At 63.8% G+C, this 26,591-nt stretch carries 21 protein-coding genes; 7 read left to right on the plus strand and 14 right to left on the minus strand.

Going from position 1 to position 26,591, the window contains the following annotated elements:
* Positions 1-39: 39 nt before the first annotated feature.
* Together V7787_RS23155 and V7787_RS23160 are read right to left on the minus strand one after the other, a co-directional pair.
* Positions 40-2,001 (minus strand): methyl-accepting chemotaxis protein, encoded by a 1,962-nt coding sequence (locus tag V7787_RS23155; protein ID WP_336089722.1) that lies wholly within the window; start codon positions 1,999-2,001, stop codon positions 40-42.
* A gap of 244 nt (positions 2,002-2,245) precedes the next feature.
* Complete coding sequence (locus tag V7787_RS23160) at positions 2,246-3,601, minus strand: diguanylate cyclase (protein WP_010951837.1); 1,356 nt, start codon at positions 3,599-3,601, stop codon at positions 2,246-2,248.
* 247 nt (positions 3,602-3,848) lie between these two features.
* On the opposite strand from V7787_RS23160, the gene V7787_RS23165 reads away from it, so the two are divergent.
* The 4 genes from V7787_RS23165 to speA all read left to right on the plus strand — a co-directional run bounded on the left by V7787_RS23165 (position 3,849) and on the right by speA (position 8,127).
* Entirely contained in the window at positions 3,849-4,916 is a 1,068-nt protein-coding gene (locus V7787_RS23165) for a DUF2333 family protein (protein ID WP_014589550.1), read from the plus strand.
* A gap of 2 nt (positions 4,917-4,918) precedes the next feature.
* A complete protein-coding gene (locus V7787_RS23170; protein ID WP_064493247.1) occupies positions 4,919-5,452 on the plus strand; it encodes an NUDIX hydrolase in 534 nt (177 codons plus the stop codon).
* A gap of 239 nt (positions 5,453-5,691) precedes the next feature.
* Positions 5,692-6,063 (plus strand): translation initiation factor Sui1, encoded by a 372-nt coding sequence (locus V7787_RS23175; RefSeq protein ID WP_003255318.1) that lies wholly within the window; start codon positions 5,692-5,694, stop codon positions 6,061-6,063.
* A 150-nt stretch (positions 6,064-6,213) separates the two neighbouring features.
* Complete coding sequence (gene speA, locus V7787_RS23180) at positions 6,214-8,127, plus strand: arginine decarboxylase (RefSeq protein ID WP_010951840.1); 1,914 nt, start codon at positions 6,214-6,216, stop codon at positions 8,125-8,127.
* A gap of 35 nt (positions 8,128-8,162) precedes the next feature.
* On the opposite strand, the gene V7787_RS23185 is transcribed toward speA, so the two are convergent.
* The 3 genes from V7787_RS23185 to V7787_RS23195 form a co-directional block, all read right to left on the minus strand.
* Complete coding sequence (locus V7787_RS23185; protein ID WP_336089724.1) at positions 8,163-8,495, minus strand: hypothetical protein; 333 nt, start codon at positions 8,493-8,495, stop codon at positions 8,163-8,165.
* A 76-nt stretch (positions 8,496-8,571) separates the two neighbouring features.
* A complete protein-coding gene (locus V7787_RS23190; protein WP_172402827.1) occupies positions 8,572-8,958 on the minus strand; it encodes a polymorphic toxin type 44 domain-containing protein in 387 nt (128 codons plus the stop codon).
* A gap of 96 nt (positions 8,959-9,054) precedes the next feature.
* Positions 9,055-10,410 carry an MATE family efflux transporter gene (locus V7787_RS23195; RefSeq protein WP_064493245.1) on the minus strand — a complete coding sequence of 452 codons (1,356 nt, stop codon included), beginning with the start codon at positions 10,408-10,410 and terminating at the stop codon, positions 9,055-9,057.
* Positions 10,411-10,689: 279 nt separating this feature from the next.
* Between V7787_RS23195 and V7787_RS23200 the strand changes: the two genes are divergently transcribed.
* Positions 10,690-15,591 (plus strand): alpha-2-macroglobulin family protein, encoded by a 4,902-nt coding sequence (locus tag V7787_RS23200; RefSeq protein ID WP_064493244.1) that lies wholly within the window; start codon positions 10,690-10,692, stop codon positions 15,589-15,591.
* A gap of 150 nt (positions 15,592-15,741) precedes the next feature.
* Here the strand turns inward: V7787_RS23200 and V7787_RS23205 are convergent, their stop codons facing one another.
* A complete protein-coding gene (locus V7787_RS23205) occupies positions 15,742-16,035 on the minus strand; it encodes a hypothetical protein (RefSeq protein ID WP_004577004.1) in 294 nt (97 codons plus the stop codon).
* A gap of 77 nt (positions 16,036-16,112) precedes the next feature.
* Here V7787_RS23205 and pbpC point away from each other — a divergent pair, with 77 nt between their 5' ends.
* On the plus strand, positions 16,113-18,467 hold the full coding sequence (gene pbpC, locus V7787_RS23210) for a peptidoglycan glycosyltransferase PbpC (protein ID WP_064493243.1): 2,355 nt from the start codon (positions 16,113-16,115) through the stop codon (positions 18,465-18,467).
* 92 nt (positions 18,468-18,559) lie between these two features.
* A complete protein-coding gene (locus V7787_RS23215; protein WP_064493242.1) occupies positions 18,560-20,224 on the plus strand; it encodes a ShlB/FhaC/HecB family hemolysin secretion/activation protein in 1,665 nt (554 codons plus the stop codon).
* 72 nt (positions 20,225-20,296) lie between these two features.
* Here V7787_RS23215 and V7787_RS23220 read toward each other — a convergent pair whose 3' ends face one another.
* The 8 genes from V7787_RS23220 to V7787_RS23255 form a co-directional block, all read right to left on the minus strand.
* The gene (locus tag V7787_RS23220) at positions 20,297-21,073 is read right to left on the minus strand and encodes a response regulator transcription factor (protein WP_029615321.1); all 777 of its coding nucleotides are present in this window, start codon (positions 21,071-21,073) and stop codon (positions 20,297-20,299) included.
* 119 nt (positions 21,074-21,192) lie between these two features.
* Positions 21,193-21,663: an A24 family peptidase gene (locus V7787_RS23225; protein WP_010951848.1), complete on the minus strand. Its 471-nt coding sequence runs from the start codon at positions 21,661-21,663 to the stop codon at positions 21,193-21,195.
* A 304-nt stretch (positions 21,664-21,967) separates the two neighbouring features.
* Complete coding sequence (locus V7787_RS23230) at positions 21,968-22,537, minus strand: DUF4136 domain-containing protein (RefSeq protein WP_012051095.1); 570 nt, start codon at positions 22,535-22,537, stop codon at positions 21,968-21,970.
* Positions 22,538-22,556: 19 nt separating this feature from the next.
* Complete coding sequence (locus tag V7787_RS23235) at positions 22,557-23,192, minus strand: DUF4136 domain-containing protein (protein ID WP_064493241.1); 636 nt, start codon at positions 23,190-23,192, stop codon at positions 22,557-22,559.
* A gap of 22 nt (positions 23,193-23,214) precedes the next feature.
* Positions 23,215-23,964 carry a methyltransferase domain-containing protein gene (locus tag V7787_RS23240; RefSeq protein WP_064493240.1) on the minus strand — a complete coding sequence of 250 codons (750 nt, stop codon included), beginning with the start codon at positions 23,962-23,964 and terminating at the stop codon, positions 23,215-23,217.
* Positions 23,961-24,266, minus strand: a complete 306-nt coding sequence (locus V7787_RS23245; protein ID WP_003255298.1) for a MazG-like family protein — start codon at positions 24,264-24,266, stop codon at positions 23,961-23,963. The genes V7787_RS23240 and V7787_RS23245 overlap by 4 nt, the downstream gene beginning before the upstream one ends.
* 78 nt (positions 24,267-24,344) lie before the next feature.
* Positions 24,345-25,196, minus strand: coding sequence for a MaoC family dehydratase (locus V7787_RS23250; protein WP_064493239.1), 852 nt, complete (start codon positions 25,194-25,196; stop codon positions 24,345-24,347).
* A 2-nt stretch (positions 25,197-25,198) separates the two neighbouring features.
* Positions 25,199-26,551, minus strand: a complete 1,353-nt coding sequence (locus V7787_RS23255) for a 3-oxoacyl-ACP reductase (RefSeq protein WP_064493238.1) — start codon at positions 26,549-26,551, stop codon at positions 25,199-25,201.
* Between the last annotated feature and the right edge of the window lie 40 nt (positions 26,552-26,591).

The raw sequence follows: 26,591 nt of genomic DNA on the forward strand, positions 1-26,591 counted from the left end.
GGGTTTACCCGCGAAGCGCTGCGCGGGCGGCGCTCGATCTCAGACCCTGAACGCTCGCACCGCCCGGTTCAGCTCACCGCCCAGGCTCAGCAGCTGTTCACCCTGTTCACGCCCCTCGCCAATGCGCTGCAGGTTTTCTTCACCCAGTTCGTGAATCCGCTCGCTGTGGTCACGAATCTCGCTCACCGCGCCACTCTGCTGTGCCGTGACATCGGCAATCCTCACCGCTGTATCGGAAATGGTACGAATGGCACAGACAATCTCCTCCAGCGCCCCATCCGCCGCCTGGGCCTGGTTGGCCGTGGCCTCGGCATGCTCCAGTTGCGCGCGCATCCCTGCCACCGAACTTCTGGCGGCCTGCTGCAGGCGGTCGATCAACGCCTGGATCTCGCCGGTAGCCCCCGTGGTGCGCTGAGCCAGTGAGCGCACCTCATCGGCGACCACGGCAAAGCCACGGCCCATCTCGCCGGCACGGGCCGCTTCGATCGCGGCATTCAGTGCCAGCAGGTTGGTCTGCTCGGCAATCGAGCGGATCACCGTCAGTACCCCGCCAATGGTGGCCGACTCTTCCGCCAATTGTTCGATCATGCGGGCGTTGCCTTGCACTTCATCGACCAGTTCACGCAAGCCCGACAGGCTCTGGCCGATTACCGCCTGGCCTTGTTCCACCGCACGCCCGGCATCGCGGCTGGCCTCGGCGGCTGCGCTGGCATCACCAGCCACTTGTTGAATGGTCGCTTCCAGCTCGCCCAAGGCATCGCGGATCTGCCCTGTATCGCCGGCCTGTCGCTCGGCGCCGCCGTGTAGCGCAGCGCTCATGCCGGCCAGGGCGTGGCTGCTGCCGGCCACCTGCTCGGCGTTATGGCGGATGGTGCCGACCAGCTCCACCAGGTACTGACGCAGGCGGTTGAGCGACTCCTGGATGTCGTGCAGTTCGCGGTTGGTCTTGCCCAGGGCGATGGCTTGGGCGAAGTCGCCCTCGGCCCAGCGTGACAGGGCCGGGGCCAGTCCGGTCAGGGTCCGGGCCAGGCGCCGTTGCAGCGTATCGATCAATAGGGCGATCAGCAGGATCAGGCCGATCATCAGGCCTTGGATGATGCGCACCTCGGCAGCGATTTTCGCATGCTGGCCGCGTACTTCGGGTTCCAGCGCGGCGATGGCCTGTTGTACGGCTTCCAGGCGCTGGCCGGTGGTGGCGGCCAGTTCGGCGCGGCGCTCGATCTGTTCACGGGTGCGTTGCAGTTCGGCCGGGTAGCGGTTGAGCAGGCTTTGCAATTCACGCTTGAGGCCCACGGCAATGTCTTCCTGCTGGGCGCTGCTCTGGGATTCCAGGCCCATCATCGCAGCGAAGTCGTCGGCTCCGGATTCGGCCGTGCGGGTTACGCCGAGTAGTGGCAGGCCGTCGACCGTCTGGGCCTGGGCGCGGATCAGTTGCAGCTCGCGCTCGACCTCGTCGGCCAGCTCCGGGCGGCCGCTGCTGACCAGCTTGTCGCGAGCCAATGACAGCCGCCCCAGATGCAGGGTGGCGTCTAGCAAGGGCAGCAAGTAGCGATTGGCCTCGGCGTTGCCACTGTCGCGGGCGTAGCTGGCCATCTGCTCGAAGTTCGCCCCCAGCTCCCGCTCGGCTTGCAGCAGCAGGGCTTGTGGGTCGCCGGCCAGCTTGCCGGCGGCCAGCAGTTCGTTGGCGGTGAAGGCCTGCAGGCTATCCAGGCTGGGGCGCAACTTCTCGGCCAGCTCTACCGGCCAGTCCGTCAGTGCGGCCTGCAACTGCTGGGTCGCCTCCATGGCGGCGGCCTGGCGCAGGGCGTCGCCGCTGCCCAGGTAGGCCTGGATATTGCGCGCCGCCTGGTTCTGGAACTGCTGGGACAGGCCCAGATAGCGCTCCATCAGCTGGTAGGGGCGCTCGAGGGCGCGTTGTGACCACCACAGGGTGGCGCCCAAGGCGATACACACGGTCACCAGCAACAGCGTGTTGAAATTGGTCAGCCACTTCAGGCGCATAGCCGCGAACTTCCTGCGCAGGGGAGAGGTAGGCGCCTGAAGTTATTGCGATTTTGTGACGGGGTGATGACGCCAGGGGCTTGGTGTCAGAAAAAAAGTGGCACAGTGCCTCCATTGGTGTGGCCGGCACTGGCCTCTTCGCGGGCTTGCCCGCTCCCACAGGTTTACCTCCAGACTTGAGGTATGTGAAATGCCTGGGGAAGCGGGCAAGCCTGTGAAGAAGCCGGCACCGTGAGTGCGAATTTCAGGGCTCTACACGAACGACGCAATTGCGCCCCGCATGCTTAGCCCGGTACAGCGCCTCGTCCGCTGCACTGGCCATGGTCAGTGCATCCAGCCCCTCGTCCAGTTGCACCACCCCGGCACTGAAGGTGCACTGCAAATCCCGCGGCTGCGCCGGGTAGAGAATTTCGGCAAAGCGCCGGCGAATTTCGTCCAGCACCTTGTGTGCGGCATCCAGCGCGGTATTGGGCATGACGATGGCGAACTCCTCGCCACCGTAGCGGCCAATGAAGTCGGTCTTGCGCAAGCGCTGCTTGAGGAACAGGGCAAGGCTCTTGATCACTCGGTCGCCCATGGGGTGGCCGTGGCGGTCGTTGATCTTCTTGAAGTGGTCGATGTCGAGCATGGCGAAGCTCAACGGCTGCTGCTCACGGCGGGCGCGGAAGCTGCAGTCTTCCAGCAGCTGCAGGATATGGGTGTGGTTGTACAGCCCGGTCAGGCTGTCGCGGACCATGCGCGCCTTCAAATGGCGGGCGCGGGCGGCGCGGTTGCGCACGGTGGTGATCAGGTGGCGTGAGCGAAACGGCTTGGTCAAAAAGTCATCACCGCCTTCGCTCATGGCATCCAGTTGCTTGTCCAGGTCGTCCTCGGCAGACAGGTAGATGATCGGCACACTCACATAACGGTCACTGTGGCGGATTACCTTGGCCAGCTCCGGGCCGGTGCAGGCCGGCATGTACAGGTCGAGGATGATCAGGTCGGGCTGGAAGTCGGCAAGCTCGGCCATGGTGCGGATCGGGTCGGTCAGGCTGCGGGTGAGCATGCCGGCGCCGGCCAGTACACGCTCGGTGTACATGGCCTGTGTGCGCGAATCGTCGATGATCAGCACGCGCAACGGGTCGTGCGGGGCGGTGTTGGTCAGCAGTTCGACCTTTTCCAGCAAGCTGGAGGCTTCCAGGCTGCCGGTGAGAAAGTCCTGACCGCCGGCGCGTACTGCGGCAAGGCGGGTAGGGGTGTCGGCTTCGTGATGGCTGAAGAACAGCAACGGAATGGAGCGTGCCAGGCCCTGCTGCACCTGAGCGGCCAGCAGCAAGCCCAGGCCGGCGCCGGTGAAGTCGACATCCATGATGATGGCCGAAGGCGGGTACTCGCTGATCGAGGCGAGAAACGCTGCGGCGCTGGGCAACGCCTGCACCACCAGACCAAAGAATTCCAGTTGCTGGGCCAGGCGCTGGGCGCGCTCGTGGTCCTGCAGCAGGATGTACACCGGTTTGCGCACGGGCAGCAGCAGTTGGTCGAGCGGGTCGTCCTTGCGCAGGCCGTTACGCGTCAACTGTTGGACGGGGCACTGCGGGCTCGGCTCGACTGCTTGGCTCATGTCCTGGCTACTTATAGGTTGGGATGTGCAGGGGCAATGATGGCTCTATGCTAGCAGCTCTTTTCACGTGCGTGAGTGCCCTGCGTCAACAAAGCGGGCAGAACGAATATTCAGTTGCTGACTGAATGGTCGCTTATGCGTACGGTGGTGTCTGCTTTATAGTGCAGCCATTCGGGCTTCCCGTGGCACGCTAGCGCAGGCCTGTGGTCAAAGCCCCTGAACCGTCGTGACTGATAAGGACAAAGCCATGCTGGACTGGAAAAACCGCGAGGCCAAAGCCGAGCCCCGTGAGCGTGTCGACGGGCGCGGCGCTGCCGCCCGTAGCTACCTTGGCGGCCTTTGGAGCCGTGCCCTGGGGACCCTGATCGGGTTGTACCTGCTGGTGTGTATCGGCCTGGGCTGGTACTGGAGCCAGGAGCCTGCTCTGTTCCCGGTGCAGCAAAACGCCCAGGCCGCAGCCGAACGTGCTGGCCAGCAGATGGTGGTGGGCTATACCACCGTCGAAACCCTCAAGACCGTGGCCGGCACCTTGCTGAACAAGCCGGGCGGCTACATTTCCAACGACCGCTTCCCGCCAGGGCTGTGGATGGACAACATGCCAAGCTGGGAATATGGCGTGCTGGTCCAGGTCCGCGACCTGTCCCGTGCCCTGCGTAAAGACTTCGCCCGTTCGCAGTCGCAGTCCACCGAAGACGCCGACCTGGCCAAGGCCGAGCCGCGCTTCAACTTCGACAACAAGAGCTGGATCCTGCCATCGAGCGAGTCGGAGTTCGAAGAGGGCATCAAGTCGCTGACCCGCTACCAGACCCGTCTGGCTGCCGGCGACAAGGGCGCTATCTTCTATACCCGCGCCGACAACCTGAACAACTGGCTAGGTGACGTCGCCACCCGTCTGGGCTCGCTGTCGCAGCGCCTGTCGGCCAGCGTTGGCCGGGTCAAGCTCAACACCACGCTGAAGACCGAGTCGGTCGTTGCCGGCCAGGCGCCGCAGGTGGATGAGGAGCTGGTGGAAACCCCATGGCTGCAGATCGACAACGTGTTCTATGAAGCCCGTGGCCAAGCCTGGGCGCTGTCGCACCTGCTGCGTGCCATCGAGGTGGACTTCGCCGACGTGCTGGCGAAGAAGAATGCCACCGTCAGCGTGCGTCAGATCATCCGTGAGCTGGAGGCCTCGCAAGAGTCGCTGTGGAGCCCGATGGTGCTCAACGGCAGTGGCTTCGGCATGTGGGCCAACCACTCGTTGGTCATGGCCAACTACATTTCCCGGGCCAACGCTGCGGTTATCGATCTGCGTCAGCTGCTGTCGCAGGGTTGATGATGGCTATCAGCCCAACCGAGGCCGCCCATCGGGCGGCTTCCGACCGCGAGCTGGTCACCTGGGTGGACGAAACCGACCAGGTACTGGGCGTCTTGCCCCGTGCCGAGCTGCGCGAGCGTGGCCTGATCGGTCGCTGCACGTTCATTCTGCTGTTCAACAGTGCCGGTGAATTGTGTGTACACCGGCGTACGCTGAGCAAGGCGCTGTACCCCGGCTATTGGGATGTGGCAGCGGGCGGCATGGTCGCGGCTGGCGAAGCGTATGCCGAGTCGGCCGCGCGCGAGCTGGCCGAAGAGCTAGGCATCGAGGGCGCCGAGCTGCGCTTTCACGAGCGGTTCTATTTCGACCAGCCGGATAACCGCTTGTGGTGCGCGGTGTATTCGGCGGTGTCGGATGCGCCGTTGCGGTTGCAGCCGGAAGAGGTTATTGAAGCGCGCTTCATCGGTCTGGAACAGGCTGAGCAGGAAAGCCTGAGCAAGCCTTATTGCCCGGACTCGTTGGCGGCGTTGCAGCGCTACAAGGCCAATTTGTAGGCTCGGGTTTGCCCGCGAAATACCGGCCCAGACACCCGTTTCCCAGGGCAAGGGCTTTGCCCTTGTTCGCGGGTAAATCCGCTCCTACACAACCGGCGTATTTATCGTTACACTGCGCGCCCTTTTCGGGCTGCCGCAATTCTTGCAGCAGTAGCGCCGCCCCTGCCAGAGTGGGGCTTCGCGGTCGGCCTCAACCCCAAGGCACGACCAGTTTTTGTCCTCAGCACCGAGGAACAAAAGTGGCCAAGAAAGCTTCTTCCTTTTCCGCCCTTGGCGGTCTCGTGTACTCCACCGACGCCGGTCGGCACTGCCCCGACTGTGGCCAGCCGGTGGACGCCTGCACCTGCAAGCAGCAAATCATCCCCGAAGGCGACGGCATTGCCCGCGTGCGCCGCGAAAGCAAAGGCCGTGGCGGCAAGACCGTGACCACCGTCACCGGCGTGCCGCTGCCGCCCGATCAGCTCAAAGAGCTGGCGACCACACTCAAGCGCCGCTGCGGTACCGGCGGCGCCTTGAAGGACGGGGTTATCGAGATCCAGGGCGACCATGTCGAGCTGTTGATCGGCGAGCTGACCAAACAGGGTTTCAAGGCGAAAAAGTCCGGCGGCTGAGGCCATCGCGCGATTTTTTGCCCAGCGCTTTCTAAACTCGTTCCCGTGGTCAGAGTCTATGCCTGAGCACGGATGAATCGTCATTTTCAGCTTTTACACTCGCCCCGCTGCCTGCGGGCAGTGTCTTCGACTTATCTATAGGGGACTTGAATGTCCGTACGACGCACACGCAAAGACGATGGTAGCCAATGGACCGTGGCCGACAGCCGCAGTGTTTATGGTATCCGCCATTGGGGCGCTGGCTATTTCGCCATCAATGAAGCCGGGCGCGTCGAAGTACGCCCCAACGGCCCTCAAAGCGCTCCGATCGACCTGTTCGAACAGGTCGACGAACTGCGCCAGAGCGGCTTGTCGCTGCCCTTGCTGGTACGCTTCCCTGACATTTTGCAGGACCGTGTGCGCCAGCTGACCGGTGCCTTCGACGCCAACATCGCGCGCCTGGAATACCAGAGCCAGTACACCGCGCTGTACCCGATCAAGGTCAACCAGCAGGAAGCGGTGGTGGAAAACATCATCGCCACGCAAAACGTTTCCATCGGCCTGGAAGCCGGCTCCAAACCCGAGTTGCTGGCAGTGCTGGCGCTGGCGCCGAAGGGCGGCACCATCGTCTGCAACGGCTACAAGGACCGTGAGTTCATTCGCCTGGCGCTGATGGGTCAGAAGCTTGGCCACAATGTGTTCATCGTCATCGAGAAAGAGTCGGAAGTGGCCCTGGTGATCGAAGAGGCCGCCGAGCTCAAGGTGAAACCACAGGTTGGCCTGCGCGTTCGCCTGTCGTCGTTGGCCTCGAGCAAGTGGGCCGACACCGGTGGCGAGAAGTCCAAGTTCGGTTTGTCCGCCGCCCAGTTGCTTTCGGTGGTGCAGCGCTTCCGCGATGCGGGCCTGGATCAGGGCATCCGCCTGCTGCACTTCCACATGGGTTCGCAGATTGCCAACCTGGCTGACTACCAGCACGGTTTCAAGGAAGCCATCCGTTATTACGGCGAACTGCGTGCGCTGGGCCTGCCGGTCGACCACATCGACGTGGGTGGCGGCCTGGGTGTGGACTACGACGGCACCCACTCGCGCAATGCCAGCTCGATCAACTACGACATGGACGACTACGCCGGCGTGGTGGTGGGCATGCTCAAGGAGTTCTGCGACGCGCAGGGCTTGCCGCACCCGCACATCTTCTCCGAGAGTGGCCGTTCGCTGACCGCGCACCACGCCATGCTGGTGATCCAGGTGACCGACGTCGAGAAACACAACGACGACGTACCGACCATCGAGAACAAGGAAGCCCTGCCCGAGACCGTGCAGTGGCTGGTCGACCTGCTTGGCCCGACCGACATCGAGATGGTCACCGAGACCTACTGGCGCGCCACCCACTACATGGGTGATGTGGCCGCGCAGTACGCCGATGGCAAGCTGAGCCTGGGCGAGAAGGCCCTGGCCGAGCAGTGCTATTTCGCCGTGTGCCGCCGCCTGCACAACTCGCTGAAAGCCCGCCAGCGCTCGCACCGCCAGGTGCTGGACGAGCTGAACGACAAGCTGGCCGACAAGTACATCTGCAACTTCTCGGTGTTCCAGAGCCTGCCAGACACCTGGGCCATCGGCCAGGTCCTGCCGATCATCCCGCTGCACCGCTTGGACGAAGAGCCGATGCGGCGTGCGGTATTGCAGGACCTGACTTGCGATTCCGACGGCAAGATCAACCAGTACGTTGACGAGCAGAGCATCGAAACCAGCATGCCGGTGCATGCGGTGAAGGAGGGTGAGGATTACCTGCTGGGCGTGTTCCTGGTGGGTGCCTACCAGGAAATCCTGGGTGACATGCACAACCTGTTCGGTGACACCGATTCGGTGAACATCTACCAGAATGCCGACGGCAGTGTGTACCACGCCGGTATCGAAACCCACGACACCATCGAAGACATGCTGCGCTACGTGCACCTGTCGCCGGAAGAGTTGATGACGCATTACCGCGACAAGGTTGCCAGCGCCAAGATCACTGCGCGTGAGCGGACCCAGTATCTGGATGCCTTGCGCCTGGGCTTGACCCGGTCTTCGTACCTGTCCTCCTGAAATGCAAAGGGGCCGTTGCGCGGCCCCTTTGACTATCACTCTCGGTGAGACGTCGCGGTGAGTTCGATTGTAATAGGCAATACTGCGCCACCCTCTTCGAGAAGAGTGGTACTCGAATAGCTGTAGACCTGCTCCTCAGTCCGCGCCGTTATTTTCAGGCCCTCCACGTGCAGCACGGCGCCCGATTGTCGAGTGACCAGGAAAGGCGTCAGCCTTTCAAGGCCCTTCAAGACCAGATCATCGTGCTGTTGTTTTTCAGCCACAAAGTACAAGTAGATCAGCGGCACTGTCGCCCCACCAGCATCGCTGAGCACCTCATAAATGGCACTCTGCTTGCCAATTGGAGTTTCAGAAACAATCTTGGTCAACACAGGCCTTGCATCTCTGGAGAAGATCCATAGGGTTTGACCGAGGATAAGCAGAAGCAGGCAAGCAATCAGCCATCTAATACCCGTATGACTTGGCATATTCGATCCCTTTCTTGATCCATTCCTGATCCTCGGGGTCGTCGCCATAAGGGGAACTGCCCCACCATGATCCAAATGCTGAATTACTGGTCCCCGCGCGGCTCTGTGCCCATCCCGCCCCCCTCAACAGGAACTCCTCCGAAAGGCCAGCAGCAGTTCCAGTTGCGCCATAATTGAAATTACCTAACGCCTCATATTGCCTTCCCTGTTGCTTGTAATCCCACTCGCCTCGATTACGAACCTTCGAATAGAACCACGACACTAGAAAAGCACTGCCGCCATTTTTAAAGTAGTTACGCTCTTTGCTTGCAGCGTGCATGTTGCTAAGTACTGAGACACCTGATGGCGCGGGTGGAGGGTACATGATGGCTCCTTGCTCATAGGCCGTTGGTGTGAGCCCCCTCCATGGGTTCTGCTTTTATCGGCCAGAGGCTTGGAAGCAGTCAATCGAGCATATTTTTCATATTGTGTTTCCGGGCCCTGTGACCCACTTGCCCTCCAGTTTCAGTTTCCATCCAACCCACCCCAACGTCACCGCCCGCAACCCCATGAACCCAAGAAACGCCACCCACAACCCATGGTTGCCCAACCCGCTCATGGCCACTGCCACCGGCAGCGCAATCAACACCGAAACCAGCATTGCATTACGCATTTCCCGCGCCCGGGTCGCGCCGATGAACAAGCCATCCAGCAAGTAACTCCACACCGCGATCAGCGGCAGCAACGCCAGGTAGGGCAAATACGGATAAGCCGCCGCCCGCACACTTTCGATGTCGGTCTGCAAGTCGATGAACAGGTGCCCACCCAGCAGGAACAGCCCGGCAAAGCCCAGGCTGGTGATCAGTGACCAACCACAAGCGACCACCAGCGAGCGGCGCAAGGTGTCGCGGTCACGGGCACCAATGGCATGGCCGCACAAGGCCTCCACCGCATGGGCCAGCCCATCCAGCGCATAGGCCGTCAGCAGCAGGCCATTGAGCAACAGGGCGTTGGCCGCCACGGTCGCTTCGCCCAGGCGTGCGCCCTGCACGGTAATCAGCAGGAACACCAGTTGCAGCGCCAGGCTACGCAGGAAGATGTCGCGGTTCACCGCCAGCAGTGGCCTCCAGGCCTGCCAGCGCTTGAGCGCTGCCCACACGATCTGCCCCGGGTAGGCCCGCAGAGCCGGGCGGGTCAGGGCCAGGCCGAGCAGGGCGGCAGTCCATTCGGCAATCACCGATGCCCGCGCCGAGCCCAGTACACCCCAGTCCAGGCCCAGCACGAACCACAGGTTCAAGGCGATGTTCAGCAGGTTGGTGGTCAGCAGGATGGCCAGTGGAGCCCTGGCGTTCTGCGTACCGAGGAACCAGCCGACCAGCGCGTAACTGGCCAGCGCCGCAGGCAGGCCAAGCAGGCGGGTATGGAAGAAGTCTTCGGTGGATTGCTGCAGGGCTGCGCTGGGTTGCATCGCATGGAGTGCCAGCTGGCTGAAGGGCAGGGCCAGCAGGCCGATCAACAGGGCGAAGCCGACCGCCAGCAGCAGCCCTTGCACCAGGACCTGGCGTAGCGCTGCACCGTCGCCACGGCCGGCGGCCTGAGCAGCGAAGCCGGTGGAGCCCATGCGCAGGAAGCCCATCAGGCCGACTATGAAGGTGAACAAGGTGGCGCCCACAGCTACCGCGCCCAGTTGGTGAGCGTGCGGGAGATGACCGATGACCGTGCTGTCGACCAGCGCCACCAGCGGTACCGAGATGTTGGACAGGATCATCGGCGCGGCCAACGCCCAGACCTTGCGGTGGGTGGGGCGGTGGCGCCAGTCGGCAGCGAGTTGGGGCATGTGCATTCCATGAGATTTTGGGGCCGCTGTGTGCCCCTTCGCGGGCTTCCGCCCCCACAGGAAAGTGTTGCTCTTGTGGCCGGCGCCAAACCCGTGGGAGCGGGCGAGCCCGCGAAGGGGCGCAACGCGGCCCCCTTTTAACGAATGGCCACAGTGTACCGACCAGGCAACCATTTAGCGCGACCATGGTCTGACCTGGCGCGCAACGCCGGGTGCTGCACCTGACGTTGCGCTATAGTTGCTGCCCTCACGTACACGCTGCCCAAGAGTTCCTATCTCATGTTCAACAAAGGATTGTTGCTGGCCTGCGCGCTGGCGTTGCTCAGTGCCTGTGACTCTTCCACGCCGGGTAAACCAGCACCGGTCGAGAAGTCTGTGGCACCCGCGCCCGCCGAAGCCTCCGCCCCCAAGCGTGAGGACCCGACCGTGCTCGCCAAGCGCTACGAGGGCCGCGAACTCACGGTGCTGGACGTATCGGAAGTGCAGCTCGATGGCGCGGCAACGCTGTCGATCAGCTTCTCCGTACCGCTGGATGCCAAGCAGGACTTCACCACCAAGGTGCACCTGGTAGACACCGTCAAAGGCAAGCTCGACGGTGCCTGGGAACTCTCCGACAACCAGATGGAGCTGCGTTTGCGCCACCTGGAGCCGCAGCGCAAGCTGGTGCTGACCGTCGACAAGGGCCTGCTGGCAGTCAACGGCAAGCAGCTGGACAGCGAGTCGATCACCCGCCTGGAAACCCGCGACATGCAGCCGACCATCGGCTTTGCCAGCCGCGGCTCATTGCTGCCTACGCGCCTGGCCGAAGGCCTGCCGGTGATTGCCCTGAACGTCGACAAAGTGGATGTCGAGTTCTTCCGCGTCAAGCCAGACATGCTCTCGACCTTCCTGGCCAACTGGGGACGCAACAGCAGCCTGTACTACTACCAGTCCAAGGAAACCCTGGACATGGCCGAGCTGGTCTACAGCGGCCGCTTCGATCTAAACCCGGCGCGCAACACGCGCGAGACCGTGTTGCTGCCGATTGCCGGCATCAAGCCGTTGCAGGCGCCAGGCGTGTACCTGGCAGTGATGCGCGCCTCGGGTACCTACGATTATTCTCAGCCGGCAACCCTGTTCACCCTCAGCGACATCGGCGTGTCGGCCCACCGCTACCGCGATCGCATCGACGTGTTTGCTCAAGCCCTGGAAGGCGGCAAGGCGCTGAGCGGCGTCAACCTGGAAATCCATGACGAAAAGGGCAAGCTGCTGGCCCAGGCCACCAGCGATGGCAAGGGGCATGCCCAGCTGCCGATCACGCCCAAGGCCGATACCCTGATTGCCACTCAGGGCGTGCATACCACGCTGCTGCGCCTGAACACCGCAGCCCTGGACCTGGCCGAATTCGACATCACCGGGCCTCAGGCCAACCCGCTGCAATTCTTCATCTTCGGCCCGCGTGACCTGTACCGCCCGGGTGAGACGGTGCTGCTCAACGGCCTGCTGCGCGACCAGGACGGCAAGCCGGTCAAAGCCCAGCCGGTGAGCGTGGAAGTGCGTCGCCCGGATGAACAGGTGAGCCGCAAGTTCGTCTGGGAAGCCGACAGCAATGGCTTGTACCAATACCAGTTGCAACTGGCCACCGAGGCGCCGACTGGCCGTTGGCAACTGCTGCTCGACCTGGGTGGCGGGCGCAAGCAGGTCTATGAATTCCTCGTCGAAGACTTCCTGCCCGAACGCCTGGCGCTGGAGCTCAAGGGCAGCAGCCAACCGCTTTCGCCGGATGAAGATGCGCGCATCCAGGTCAATGGCCGTTACCTCTATGGTGCGCCGGCCGCCGGCAACCGCCTGAGCGGTCAGGCCTATGTACGCCCGCTGCGCGAGGCCGTACCGGCGTTGCCTGGCTACCAGTTCGGCTCGGTCACCGAAACCGATCTGAACCAGGACCTGGAACTGGACGAAGTCACCCTTGACCAGGCCGGCAAGGCGGTGGTCGATATCGAAAGCCGTTGGGCCGAGGCCCGCTCTCCGCTGCAACTGACCGTGCAGGCCAGCCTGCAGGAGTCGGGTGGTCGGCCGATCACCCGGCGCCTGGAGCAGCCTATCTGGCCGGCTGAGCGCCTGCCGGGCCTGCGAGGCCTGTTCGAAGGTGAGGAGACCGATAGCGACGGGCCCGTGGAATTCGAGTTCCTGGTGGCCGACCGCGACGGTAACAAACTGGCGGCCGACGCGCTCAAGGTGCGCCTTGTTCGCGAACGCCGGGATTATTACTGGAATTACTCGCAAAACGACGGCTGGAGCTACGCCTACAACGAGAAGTTCCTGACCCAGAACGAAGAGACGATCAGCGTCAAGGCAGGTTCCACCGCCAAGCTCAGCTTCCAGGTTGAATGGGGCCCGTACCGCGTCGAGGTCGAAGACCCGCAGACCGGTCTGGTATCCAGTGAGCGCTTCTGGGCCGGCTATCGTGCCCAGGACAACGCTGAGGGCGGCGCGGTACGGCCGGACCAGGTCAAGCTGGCGCTGGACAAACCCTCCTACGCCGATGGCGCTACCGCCAAGGTCACCGTCACTCCGCCCGCTGCGGGCAGCGGTTACCTGATGATCGAGTCCAGCGATGGCCCGCTGTGGTGGCAGGAGATCGATGTGCCCGCCGAGGGCAAGACCTTTGACGTGCAACTGGACAAGGCCTGGGCCCGTCACGACCTGTACATCAGCGCGTTGGTTATCCGCCCTGGTGAGCGCAAGGCCAATGCCACGCCCAAGCGCGCCGTGGGCGTGCTGCACCTGCCGCTGGACCGCGCCGAGCGCAAGCTTGCGCTGAGCCTGCAGGCGCCGGAGAAAATGCGCCCGAAACAGCCGTTGACAGTGAAGGTAAAGGCCGCCAACGCCGATGGCAGTGTGCCCAAGCAGGTGCATGTGTTGTTGTCGGCGGTGGACGTGGGCATCCTCAACATCACCGATTTCAAAACCCCCGACCCGTTCGCCAGCCTGTTCGGGCGCAAGGCCTATGGTGCCGATCAACTGGACATCTACGGCCAGTTGATAGAGGCCGGCCAAGGTCGCCTGGCCAGCCTGGCGTTCGGTGGTGACGCAGCGATGGCCAAGGGGGGCAAGCGCCCCAACACTACGGTAACCATCGTCGCCCAGCAGAGCCTGCCGGTGACACTGGACGACAAGGGTGAGGGCCAGGCCACGGTCGACATCCCCGACTTCAACGGTGAACTGCGGTTGATGGCCCAGGCCTGGACCGAAGAGCACTTCGGCATGGCCGAAGGCAAGACCGTGGTCGCCGCGCCGTTGATTGCCGAGCTTTCGGCCCCGCGCTTCCTGGCCGGTGGCGACCGTACCAGCCTGGCACTGGACCTGGCCAACCTGTCCGGCCGCGCCCAGCAACTGAGCGTCGAAATCACCACGGATGGGCAACTGAGCCTGGCGGCCAACGCCGTGCAGAGCATTAACCTGGCCGAAGGGCAGCGCTCGACGCTGATGATTCCGGTGCAGGCCCAGGGAGGGCTGGGGCAGGGCAAGGTGCATGTCCGGGTGACGGGCCTGCAACTGCCGAACGAGCCGGACAATGCGTTCGAACGTGAGTGGACGCTGGGCGTGCGCCCGGCCTACCCGGCAATGCTCAAGCACTACCGTGTGGCCTTGAAGGACCAGCCGTGGACTCTGCCCGAAGCAGACCTGGCCGCCTTCGAGCCCGCTGGCCTGGAAGCCAGCCTGGCCTTGTCGAGCCGGCCGCCGCTGAACCTTGCCGAGCAGATTCGCGCGCTGCAAGCCTACCCCTACGGCTGCCTCGAACAGACCACCAGCGGCCTGTACCCTTCGCTGTACGCCGATGCCGACAGCCTCAAGCGCCTTGGCATCAAGGGCGAGCCGGCGGATGTGCGCAAACGCAAGATCGAAATGGGCATCGAGCACCTGCTGGGGATGCAGCGCTACAACGGCAGCTTTGGCCTGTGGAGTTCGGACAGCGAGGAAGAGTACTGGTTGACCGCCTATGTGACCGACTTCCTGCTGCGTGCCCGTGACCAGGGTTACGGCGTGCCCGCCGAGGCACTGAAGAAGGCCAGTGAGCGCCTGCTGCGTTACCTGCAGGAGCGCAACCTGATCGAAGTCGACTACAGCGAAAATGCCGACCATACGCGCTTTGCCGTGCAGGCCTATGCGGCGCTGGTGCTGTCGCGCAGCCAGCAGGCGCCGTTGGGTGCCCTGCGCGGGCTGTTCGAACGTCGCGCCGATGCCCGCTCCGGTCTGCCGCTGGTACAACTGGCAGTGGCGCTGGACAAAATGGGCGACAAACCGCGTGCCGAGCAAGCCTTGCAGGCGGGCCTGGGCATCAGCCGTGGCAAAGGCTGGCTGGCCGATTATGGCAGCGCCCTGCGTGACCAGGCGCTGATCCTGGCGCTGCTGCAGGAAAGCAACCTGGCCAGCAGCCAGGTCGATCAGCGCCTGTTCGCCTTGTCGGATGAACTGGCGGCCAACCGTTGGCTGTCGACCCAAGAGCGCAATGCACTGTTCCTCGCTGGCCGTGGCCTGCTGGGCAAGCCGGAAGGCCAGTGGCAGGCACGCCTGGACAGCGCGGGGGAAGTGCGCGAGTTGAACAATGCCGAGGCCGGTATGAAGCTTGAGGGCCCGTTGCTGGCTTCACCGCTGAGCGTGCAGAACCAAGGCAGTGAGACGCTCTATCAGCAGCTGACCTTGTCCGGCTACCCGCGCCAGGCACCTGCGGCAGGCGGCAATGGCATGCAGATTCACAGAGAGTACCTGGGTATGAATGGCCAGCCGCTGGACCTGCACAACCTGCGCAGTGGCGACCTTGTGCTCGTGCACCTGGCGCTCAAGGCTGAGGACCGCGTGCCGGATGCGTTGGTGGTGGACCTGCTGCCGGCAGGCCTGGAGCTGGAAAACCAGAACCTGGCTCAAAGCGCCGCCAGCCTGGACAACGCCAGCAGTGCAGTGAAGGCGTGGCGCGAGTCGATGCAGAACGCCAGCGTGGTGCATCAGGAGTACCGTGATGACCGTTATGTTGCCGCGCTCAAGCTTGAGGGCTATGGCACCACCCACCTGCTGTACCTGGCGCGAGCAGTGACCCCGGGCACTTACCGCGTGCCGCCGCCGCAGGTCGAATCGATGTACCGGCCGAACCTGCAGGCCGTGGGCGATGGGCAAGGGGAGATGACGGTGAAAGCCCGCTAGAGACCCCTCTACGCGGACAGCGTGGGAGCGGCCTTGCGTCGCGATAGGGCCGCAAAGCGGCCCCGACAATTCAAGCGGCGAAGCTGAAATCCTGGGGCTGCTGTGCAGCCCTGTCGCGACGCAAGGCCGCTCCCACAAAGACCGCGCAGATCAGTGGATCACCCAGCTCATCACCCACAGCCCCAGCACCAGCCAGATGATTCCGAGGATGATCGAGGCGCGCATGAATGCGCGGATTGCCGAGTACAGCAGCATCAGGCCGATGATCAGGGCCAGGATGCTCAGCAGCGAAGTGTCCATGCCCAAGGTGCGCGACAGGCCATCGATGAAGTTGCCACCGGCATTGGCCAGCAGGTTGAACAACCCGCTCAATGCGTCGACGATGAAGCGGATCAACGACCCCAGTGCCTGGCCCAGCCACTCGAAAAAACCTTCTACATGCATAGTTGCTTCCTGATGAAAAAATCGGCGAGGTTGTCGTCCCAAAGCCTTTGGCCATTACCTGGCCAGGTCGGTTCCCGATGCCAAGCTTAGCGCGACCACGGTGCCGTGCGGGCAGGTTGTTGCGTGCCGCGCTGATCAGTCTGCTGGTGCTCGGCAGCCTGTTCTGGCTGGCAGATCGTATCTGGCCGCTGCCGCTGCCGGGTGATGACCTGGCCCGGGTAGTGCTGGCCGAAGACGGCACGCCCTTGTGGCGCTTTGCCGATGCTGATGGCGTGTGGCGCTACCCCGTAAGCCCTGAAGAGGTTTCGCCGCTTTACCTGCAGGCTTTGCTGACTTACGAGGACCGTTGGTTCTACAACCACCCAGGGGTCAACCCGCTGGCATTGGCCCGCGCGGCCTGGCTGAACCTGCGCGGGGGGCGTGTCGTGTCGGGCGGCAGCACATTGTCGATGCAGGTGGCACGCCTGCTCGACCCGCACGACCGTACCCTGGTCGGCAAACTGCGCCAGCTATGGCGCACCTTGCAGCTGGAATGGCACTTGTCCAAGCGCGACATCCTGCAGATCTACCTGAACCGCGCACCTTTCGGCGGCACGCTTCAGGGCGTGGCGGCAGCCAGCTGGGCGTACCTGGGCAAGTCGCCCCTGCACCTGACACCTGCCGAAGCGGCACTGCTGGCCGTGCTGCCCCAGGCACCCAGCCGGCTGCGCCCGGACCGCCACCCCGAGCGTGCCCAGCGTGCCCGGGACAAGGTGCTGCAGCGCCTGGCTGAATACCAGGTGTGGCCGGCCCAGCAAATTCGCGAGGCGGCCGAGGAGCCGCTGGTGTTGGCGCCACGCCAGGAGCCGGCCCTGGCGCCATTGCTGGCCCGGCGCCTGAACAGCGCTGACAGCCCGCCGCTGATCCGCACCACGCTTGACGCTGCGCTTCAGCGGCGCCTCGAAGACTTGCTGCTGGGCTGGCGCGCACGGCTGCCGGAGCGTACCTCGGCCGCCATTCTGGTGGTCGAAGCGCAGAGCATGGCGGTGCGCGCGTACCTGGGCTCGATAGATTTGTCTGATGAGCGCCGCTTTGGCCATGTCGACATGGTGCGTTCGCTACGTTCGCCCGGCTCTACCCTCAAGCCGTTTCTTTACGGCATGGCGCTGGACGATGGCCTGATCCATTCCGAATCGCTGTTGCAGGATGTTCCACGACGCTATGGCGACTATCGCCCTGGCAACTTCTCCATGGGGTTCAGCGGGCCGGTGTCGGCCAGCTCGGCGCTGGCCCTGTCGCTCAACCTGCCCGCCGTGCAATTGCTGGAGGCCTACGGCCCGAAACGCTTTGCCGCGCAACTGCGCATGGCGGGCATGCCGTTGATACTGCCCCCCCTTGCCGAGCCCAACCTGTCGTTGATCCTGGGCGGTGCCGGCAGCCGGCTGGAGGACCTGGTCGGGGGCTACGCGGCGCTGGCGCGGGGTGGCAACAGTGCGCAGGTGCGTTTGCAGCCACAGGCCCCTCTGGTGGAGCACCGGTTGCTGTCACCGGGGGCGGCGTGGATCATCCGGCGTATCCTCAGCGGCCAGGCGCGCCCGGACCGCGACCCGCACGCCGAACTGGTGCAGCGCCCGCTACTGGCCTGGAAAACCGGCACCAGCTACGGCTTTCGCGATGCCTGGTCGATTGGCGTGGGGCCGCGCTACCTGATCGGCGTATGGATTGGCCGCCCCGACGGTACACCGGTGCCTGGGCAGTTCGGCCTGGCGTCGGCGGCGCCGCTGATGTTGCAGGTGCACGATCTGTTGAGCAATCGCGACAGCCAACGCGGCATCAGCGTCCCGGTAGCGCCGGTACCTGCGAATATCGGCGTTGCGGCGATCTGTTGGCCGCTGGGCCAGCCGATGAGCAAGCAGGACACCAACTGTCGGCGTCAGCGCTTTGCATGGACCCTGGACGGCACCACGCCACCAACCTTGCAGGCAGCCGACCAGCCGCTGGGCCTGGGCTTGCGCGAAAAAGTGTGGGTCAACGAGCAGGGCTTGCGGGTCGATGGTAGCTGCCCGGGCGCCAAGGCTCGTGACATCGCCCTGTGGCCGGCGCCGCTGGAGCCTTGGCTACCCCGTGTCGAGCGGCGCATGGCGCGTTTGCCGGTCATCGACCCGGCCTGCCCGCCGCAGGCGCCGGCCAGCGCACCACCGCTGTCGATCGTCGGCGTGCGCCCAGGCGACAATCTGCGCCGCCCGGCCACCAGCACTGAGCCGTTGCAATTGCAGGTATCTGCCTTGGGTGGTGGTGGACGGCGCTGGTGGTTCCTCAACGGCCAGCCGTTGGGTGAAACCCAGGGGCAGGACAGCTTGTTGCTGCGTTTGCCACAGGTCGGGCAGGCCGAACTCAGCGCGCTGGACGAAAGCGGTCAGACGGCGCGGGTGGCGTTCCAGGTCAGTGAGTAGGTGTTCGACGACAGCCGGGCCAGCACCTACGCTTGCAAGTGACGGGTGTGACCGGCTGGTGCCCCGCAACCCATGGGAACATGGAGTGCCCTATGCGTCCTCTGGTCGTGCCCCTGATGTTGCTGCTTTGGGCACTTGCTGCCCACGCCGACCCGTTGCCGGGGTTTCTCGACAGCCATGAGTACGAGCGGCGTCTGCCCAGCGCCAACCTGCCGATGACGGACTATTCCCCTCTGATCCCCCATATACGGTTGGCAGGGGCGGCTATCGACAACCCCGACTGGGCCCCGGCCAACACCCGGCTGGTGCTGCAAAAAGTGCGCTTCGAGGGCGGCACGGTGTTCCCCTTGGGCGACCTGCGTGAACACTATCAGCCGCTGATCGGGCGCGAAACCACGTTGGGTGAATTGCAGCAATACACCCAGCGCCTGACCCAACGCTACCGGCAGGAGGGCTACTTGCTGTCGTATGCCTACCTGCCTCCTCAGGATGTGGCCGATGGCAGGGTCAACGTGGTGCTGGTCGAAGGTTACGTACGTGATTACCGCTTGGACGGCGATATTGGGCCGGCCAGTGAGTATTTGCAGCAGTTGCTGGCGCGCATTGAGGCCGAGCGCCCACTGACCCGCGAAACGCTGGAGCGCTATCTGGGCCTGGCTACGCGCATGCCAGGGGTCGTGGTAGAGGCCGAACTGGCAATGGCACGGGCTGCCGATGGTGTCGCCCAGTTGACCGTGCATGCGCGACGCACGCCGCTCAGCGCCGCTGTGACCGTGGCCGACTCCAGCCGTGATGCTGCACAGGCCCTGATCACCGTAGCCAGCAATGCCCAGACCCGCCATGGCGAACGTGTCACGGCCAGCTGGCTGCTGCCCCCTGGCAATGACCGGGTCTATTACCAGCGCCTCGATTACAGCCAGTACCTGGACGCCGCCGGTAGCCAACTGCTGCTGTCGGCGTCGCGCTACCGCAGCGAGCCCGGCACGCGCATACGTTTGGACGATGGCCGCGATATCACCCGCGAGCACGACAGTGAGCGCTATGCGATCGGCCTGCGTCAGCCGGTGGTTGTCAGGCCGAATGAGTGGCTGGCGGTGCAGGGCCACCTGTACTCGGTCAGTGAGCATGATGAAGACCGGATGGCCGAGCAGCCAACGTCTCGCAAATACGACACCTATGTGCGGGCGCTGTCATTCGAAGGTGATTGGCGCAAGGTGGAGCAGGGGCGTTTGCGTATCGTCAGTGCCGGGGTCCATCAGGGGCTGGACTACCTGGGGGCACGCAGCGATGCTGACTACGATCTCGACTTCCTGCGCTTGCGGCTTTCCGGTTTGCAGAGCGACACCCTGTTGGATAACTGGCAGGGGGTGGTGTCCGGGGCGTTGTACTGGAGTGATGATCGCTTGCCCGACAGCGAGCGTGCGGGGTTTGGCGGGCAGAGTTTCGGGCGCGGTTACCCGCGTGATCAGGCGGACGGTGACAAGGGCTGGGGTGTGGCTTACGAGCTCAACTACAGCATGCGCAGTAGCTGGCTTGCGCAGGTTCAGCCCTATGCGGTGGTGGATACCGCTCAGGCCTGGCATAACCGGGGACCGGTGGAGGACGCCCATCTGGCATCGGTGGCGCTGGGTGTGCGGTTAGGGGGTGGGCATGTGTTCAATGTGGCGCTGGAAGTGGCCAAGCCGTTGGCGGATGTTGCGCTGGATAGCCTGGACCGTGGGCCGCGGCTATCGTTGAACCTGGCGATCCAGCTGTAGCAGGCAACTATGGGCTTGCAGGAGCAGCCTTTGCAGCACGAAGCCGCTCCAGATGGTAAGCCGAGCCTTCACTCAATGGGTCGTGAACCGCTGGTGCACGGGTGACGAGCTGGGGGTCAGCGCCAGAGCCAGCTGGGTGCGGTTGTGCATATGCGTCAAACGCAATACCTGAGACACATACAGCTTCACGGTGTTTTCGGTAATGCCCAGTTCGCAGGCGATCTGGTAATTGGTCTTGCCCTTGCCTACCAGGCGCGCTACTTCCAGCTGGCGTGGTGACAGTTTCTCGAACGCTGCTGGCAGCTCGCTTTCGCTTTCTTCTACATCACTGGCACGCCGGTGGGTGCCTTGGCCACGGGCTTTTTCCAGGTCCTGATACAGTTCGTCCACCGACTCGGCCAGTTCCTGCAGGCGCTGGTTCAGCCCACCCAGGTCACGGAGGTTGCGCTGGCGCTCCAGCAAAGCCGCTTCTTGCCGACGGACGCCTGCCAGCAGTTCATCAAGGTCCATCGGCTTCTGGTAGTAATCGGCAAACCCTTCGCGTATCGCCCGGATCAAGTCCTGTTTCTCGGCACGCCCTGTCAACATGATGGCTTCGAACGTGCGCTGGCTGCCGTTGATTTCCTTCAAGGCGCGCACCAGCTCGATGCCATCCCGATCGGGCATATGCAGGTCACAGATGAGCAAGCCGATGGTCGGGTCTGCCACATAGTGCTCGATGGCTTCGTCGGTTGAGAGGGCTGTAACGCAGGCATAGCCCTTGGTTTGAAGGAATTCACTCAGCTGTTCGACAATGACCGGTTGGTCATCAACCACCAACACCTTTACTTCACTCACTGATCTGGACACGATCAACTCCCTGTTCTTATACAGCCCTGCTCCCGTGCCAGACGCTCTGGCAGCTTAAAAGTAGTCGCACTCAGCGAATATGTACAAGGTCTGTACAAGTCATCGGACCACTGGAAGGGTTATTGGATCCATACGGCCGTTAGAAGAAAACCTGATAACACATAGGGGACGAATGCCTGCTTGTCGCCCATTTCTTCGGTCAGGGCCTGCAAACGCTTCTTTACCTTGGGGTTGAGCAGAGTCCACAGGCGGCGGCGGGTCAGTAGCCAGACCAGTACAGTGACACCCGCGCCAATGAAGGTGCCGAGCACATATTGCGGGCTGGTGGCCAGGGCCAGGGCGCCCATCAGCTTGACGTCGTCGGCGCCGAAGCGGCCGAGCATGTAGCCTGGCAGGGTCAGCAGCATGACGATGGCCAGCGCCCAACCGGCCTCGCTGGCTTCGGCGCCTATCCAGCTGTGACCGGTGCTGAACAGCCAGGCCAGGGCGCAGCCAGCCGCCCCCAGGGTCAGCACGTTGGATATCTGGCGTTGACGCACATCCTGTTCGGAGCACAAGGCAAGCCACAGCAGGAGAACAATGCTTTGCATTGGCAGGTCGCCTTTCCCAAATGTTGAACACTTCTACCCGGTCAGTCAGGTTTCCTTAAAAGAAGATAGACGGGAACGTGCGGGGGAGTGCGGTTGGCATCGGAAAAAAGGCGTGCGTGGAATGGATTTTGTCGTAGTTGACACAGGCCAGGTCGGTGACGCAGTCGTACTCGGAATCGCCATCTATGTAGGCGTGCGTTCACCCGCGAACATCCGCAAAGCCGGTGCCATGCACCGGGTCAATTGCTTCGCGGGTAAACCCGCTCCCGCAGGGCCACGGTGCATGCAAAGCCGCGGTCCAACGCTATTTTTTGCTGCCCGGTGGGTAGTTGCCCAGCACCTTGGCCACGGTGTTGCGGATTGCGCTGTTACGTTCTTCCGGGCTTGGCGGGTAGTTGTTCATGATCTGCTCGGCACTGCCGCGCCATACCAGCTTGCCGTCACGCCCATCGAACATGTCGACCTGGATGGTGGCGACCTTGTAGTCGACACTGCGGGTTTCGTTGTACATCGGGCCACCCCAGTAGCCGCCCCAGTAGCCACCCCAGCCACCGCCGTAGTTGGTGGTGATCTGTTGTTGGCGCTGCTCCACGATCAGGTATGTGCGTACTGCCAGGTCGGGCCGCGCTCCGCCTTGCACCGGACGCAGGCCGCGCTGGTCGAGTTGGTCTGCCACCGCCTGGCGAATGCGCTGCTCGGTGAGGTCGCTCTTGATCCGCGGGTCATCCGGGCGGTATTGCAGGCCCGGCTCCTGCCATGCCCAGCTACGGTAGGCGGCAAAATCGCGGCTGGCATCGAAATCCTGCTGGACGTTATTGCTCGAGCAGGCAGCGAGCACTAACGCGAATGACAGTAGAACGAGACGGCGCAACATGATGGTTCTCCGTTAGCTATTAACTGGGAGGATAGCCGCTGAGTGCCTTGTGCACAGAATCGCGCAAGGCACTTTCGCGTTCGCGGGGCGAGTCCTTGTTGCTGCTGCTTTCGGCGCTGGCGCTCCAGACCGGCTGGCCGCTGCGGGCGTCGTACAGGTCGATGCGCACCACCAGGACTTCGACCTCGTAGGTACGCACGATGGGTACGCTGGCATAGCCTCCATAACCGTGGCGGTAGCCGCCATAGCCGACCCCCCCATAGGGATACGGCCCGTAGTAGGGGTCGTATGTGTCGTAGTCACGCACTTGGCGCAAGCGTTTTTCCAGGCGCATATCGGCGCTCACCAGCAAGTCGCCAGGGCCTGTGCGAGAGGGGCGCAGGCCATGCTGGTCGAGCGCACCGCTGACGGCATCGGCCAGTTGCGCCGGGTCGGCATCGACAGCGCCGCTGGGCAACTGGCCGTTGCGCCAGCTCCAGCTGCGGTAGTGCCCATAATCACGAGCGGGCGCAGGGTATGCACTGGCGTCGAAGGTGGTGGCCGCCTGGGCAGGGGCTGGTGGTAACGGGCGGCTGCTGGCCACATAAGGGTTGCTGCCCTGGCAGCCAGCCAGGGCAATGGGCAGCAGGGCCAGGCACAACAGACGGTACGGCATGTGTTCCTCCTGGCGCGGCGGATTAGCGGGGGCGGCAAACCCAGTGCAGGTAGCGGCCAAGCCCGGCGAAGGTGGGGTGGCGACGGTGGGCCAGTTCCATTTCCAACAGGTCGAGCAGCTCGGCCTTGCCCTGGAATTCCTTGGGCATATAGTCGTGAAACACCCGCACGCCGCTTTCGCTTTCAACCTGCCACATAGGCTCAAGTTGCGCCTTGAGTTCGCGTGGATCAAGCGGTTTCTGTGGGGTCAGGCTCTGCTTTTCACCTTCCAGCCGGTTGCTGCGCAACTTGCGGAAATGGCCCTTGAGCAGGTTGCGATAGACCAGGGCGTCGCGGTTGTAGAAGGCCAGCGATAACCAGCCGTCGGGGGCCGTGAGCTGGTGCAGCACCGGCAGGATGCTCTCGGGTTCGGCCAGCCATTCGAGCACGGCGTGGCAGAGCACCAGGTCGTAGCGCTCGGTCAGTTGGCCGAGCAGGTCTTGCCAGGGCGCCTGGATGAAGGTCGCGGTCTGGCCGGCTTCGGCAAAGCGTGCCTTGGCGCCGTCGAGCATGGGCGCCGCAGGTTCGGCCAGGGTCAGCTGGTGGCCGCGCTCGGCCAGCCACAAGGCCATGTGGCCCAACCCGGCGCCGATGTCGAGGATGCGTAGCGGGCGGTCGGGTAGCGCTTCGGCCAGGTCGGCCTGCAGCACGGCCAGGCGGATCGCACCCTTGGCGCCGCCATAGATCTTTTCGGCAAAGCGGGTGGCCAGCTCATCGAAATGACGGTCGTTCATCGGGCGAAGCGCCTCTCGCTGTCGGCCAGCTTGGCACGCACCACCTGGTCCATGTCCAGACCCAGTTCGCTGCACAGCAGCAACAGGTAGAGCACCACGTCACCGATCTCCTGGCCGGCGTGGGCGAGTTTGTCGGCAGGCAGCTGGCGCGATTCGTCCTCGCTCAGCCACTGGAAGATTTCTACCAGTTCGGCCATTTCGACGCTGGCGGCCATGGCCAGGTTCTTCGGGCTGTGGAAGCCGCGCCAGTCGTTGGTATCGCGGATCTGATGCAGGCGTTGGGTGAGTTCTTGCAGGTTCATCGGGGGTCTCCTATTGCTGCATAGCTTCTGCCCAGGCCCGATGCAAAGCAAGCGTATACCGCCAGGACAGGCCCGGCCCTACAGGCACTCCCAACGGCCGACCATATGCAGCACGTCCCCGTGCCCGTCCAGGCGCAGTTGGCCCGAAGGGCCCGCTTCACTGGCACTGAGCACCACCTCTGAAGGCAACCTGACCGGCTTGCGGAAGTCCACCTCAAAGGCAAAGCCACTGTGCGGCAAGTGCCCGCGCAGCGCGGCCAAGGCCATTGCCTTGGTCCACATGCCATGGGCAATGGCCGTTGGAAAGCCGAACAACCGCGCACTGACAGCACTGAGGTGGATAGGGTTGTAATCCCCGCACACCTTGGCATATCGCCGGCCGATATCACTGTCGGCATACCAGCGGGTGGCCTCGGGCAATGAATCAGGCGCCGTGTCGGCGGGCTCACTTGCCTCGCCTTCCAGGGTCAAGCCACGCACCAACATGCGGCTGGTCTCGCGCCAGAGCAGGCCGATGCCATCTTCAGCCTCGGTGACCAGGTCGAAGGTGCCCCCTTTGGCATGGCGCTGCAGGTTGTGCGCGTACACCGCAAAGCGCAGCCCTTCGACAGCACCAAGCGGGCGCAGCACTTCGATGCGGTTGTGCAGGTGTACCAGACCCAGCAGCGGGAAGGGGAAATCATCGGCTGTCATCAGCTGCAATTGCAGGGCAAACGCCATCACATGAGGATAGGTCTCCGGCAGGCGGCCATCATCGGGAAAGTGGCAAAGCCTTCGATAGGCACCCAGATTGCCCGGTTGGACCCGCATGAAACAGCGCAGGCCATCGTCCGGCAGCCGGTCGCCGCTGATGGAGCGTTTGCTGGCTGCGCGCAGGTACAGGCTGGCGCGGGCGGCCGGGTTGTGCAGGTCGTGCCATTGTCGGCTCATGTTCAGGCCCCCATCAGTGCCTGGCCGCACACCCGCAGCACCTGGCCGTTGACCGACCCGGAGCCTGGCTGGCTGAGCCACGCAATGGCTTCGGCGACATCCTGCGGGCGCCCACCCTGGCCCAGCGAACTCAAGCGCCGGCCCGCCTCGCGCAGGCCCATGGGCATGGCTGCAGTCATGTGGGTTTCGATGAAGCCGGGGGCGATGGCGTTGATGCTGCCACCGCTCTCGGCGAGCCGTGGCGCCCAGGCCTGGGCCAGGCCGATCAGCCCGGCCTTGCTCGCGGCATAGTTGGCCTGCCCGCGGTTGCCGGCAATGCCGCTGACCGAGGCCAGCAGGGTGATGCGCGCGTTTTCCCCCAGCGCGCCGTTGTCATACAACGCCTGGGTGAGCACTTGCGGTGCCTTGAGGTTCACGGCCAGCACGGCGTCCCAGTATTCCGGCGTCATGTTGGCCAGCGTCTTGTCGCGGGTGATACCGGCGTTGTGCACCACGATATCGATGCCGTCGGGCAGGGCCGCGAGCAGTTGCGTTGCCGCATCGCTAGCGCATATATCCAGTGGCAGTGCCTTGCCGCCGAGGCGTGCAGCGAGGGCGTCGAGGTCCTGGCTGGCCTGCGGTACATCCAGCAGCAGTACATCGGCGCCGTCCCGTGCCAAGGTTTCCGCAATGGCGGCGCCGATACCGCGCGCAGCCCCCGTGACCAGCGCACGGCGGCCGCCGAGTGGGCGGGTCCAGTCCTCCACCTGGCCGGTGCAGGCTTGCAGGCGCAGTACCTGGCCAGAGATGAATGCACTCTTCGGCGAGAGGAAGAAGCGCAGGGCGCCTTCCAGCTGATCTTCGGCACCGGGGGCGACATACAGCAGCTGGGCAGTCGCGCCATTGCGCAGTTCCTTGGCCAGTGAGCGGCTGAAGCCCTCAAGGGCACGCTGTGCAACGCTGGCCAGTGGGTCGTCGAGGCCTTCCGGTGCACGGCCCAGCACCAGTACATGGGCGCATGGGGCCAGGCTGCGTAACAGCGGCTGGAAAAATTCACGCAACTGCTTCAGTGCATCGCTGTCGGACAAGTGACTGGCATCGAAGACCACGGCCTTGATTTTCGGCCCCAGGCCGGCCACCCAGGCTTCAGCCTGCAGGTTGTCGGCATTGAAGCTGTATACCTCGTCAGTGAGGCGCGGGGCGATGGCTTCGACCTGCGTCGCCAGTGGCCCGCCACCCAGTACCAGGGCACCTTCCACCGGCCGCAGGCGGCCAGCCTGCCAGCGCTCCAGTGGCGCCGGGCGTGGCAGGCCAAGGGCATCCACGAGGCGGCGGCCGAGATTGGAGTTGGCAAAACCGAGGTAGCGATCGCTCATGAGGGGTCTCCCGAAAGGCAAGCTTGAAAGTGTGGACCAA

This window comes from Pseudomonas sp. CGJS7 (assembly GCF_036961695.1).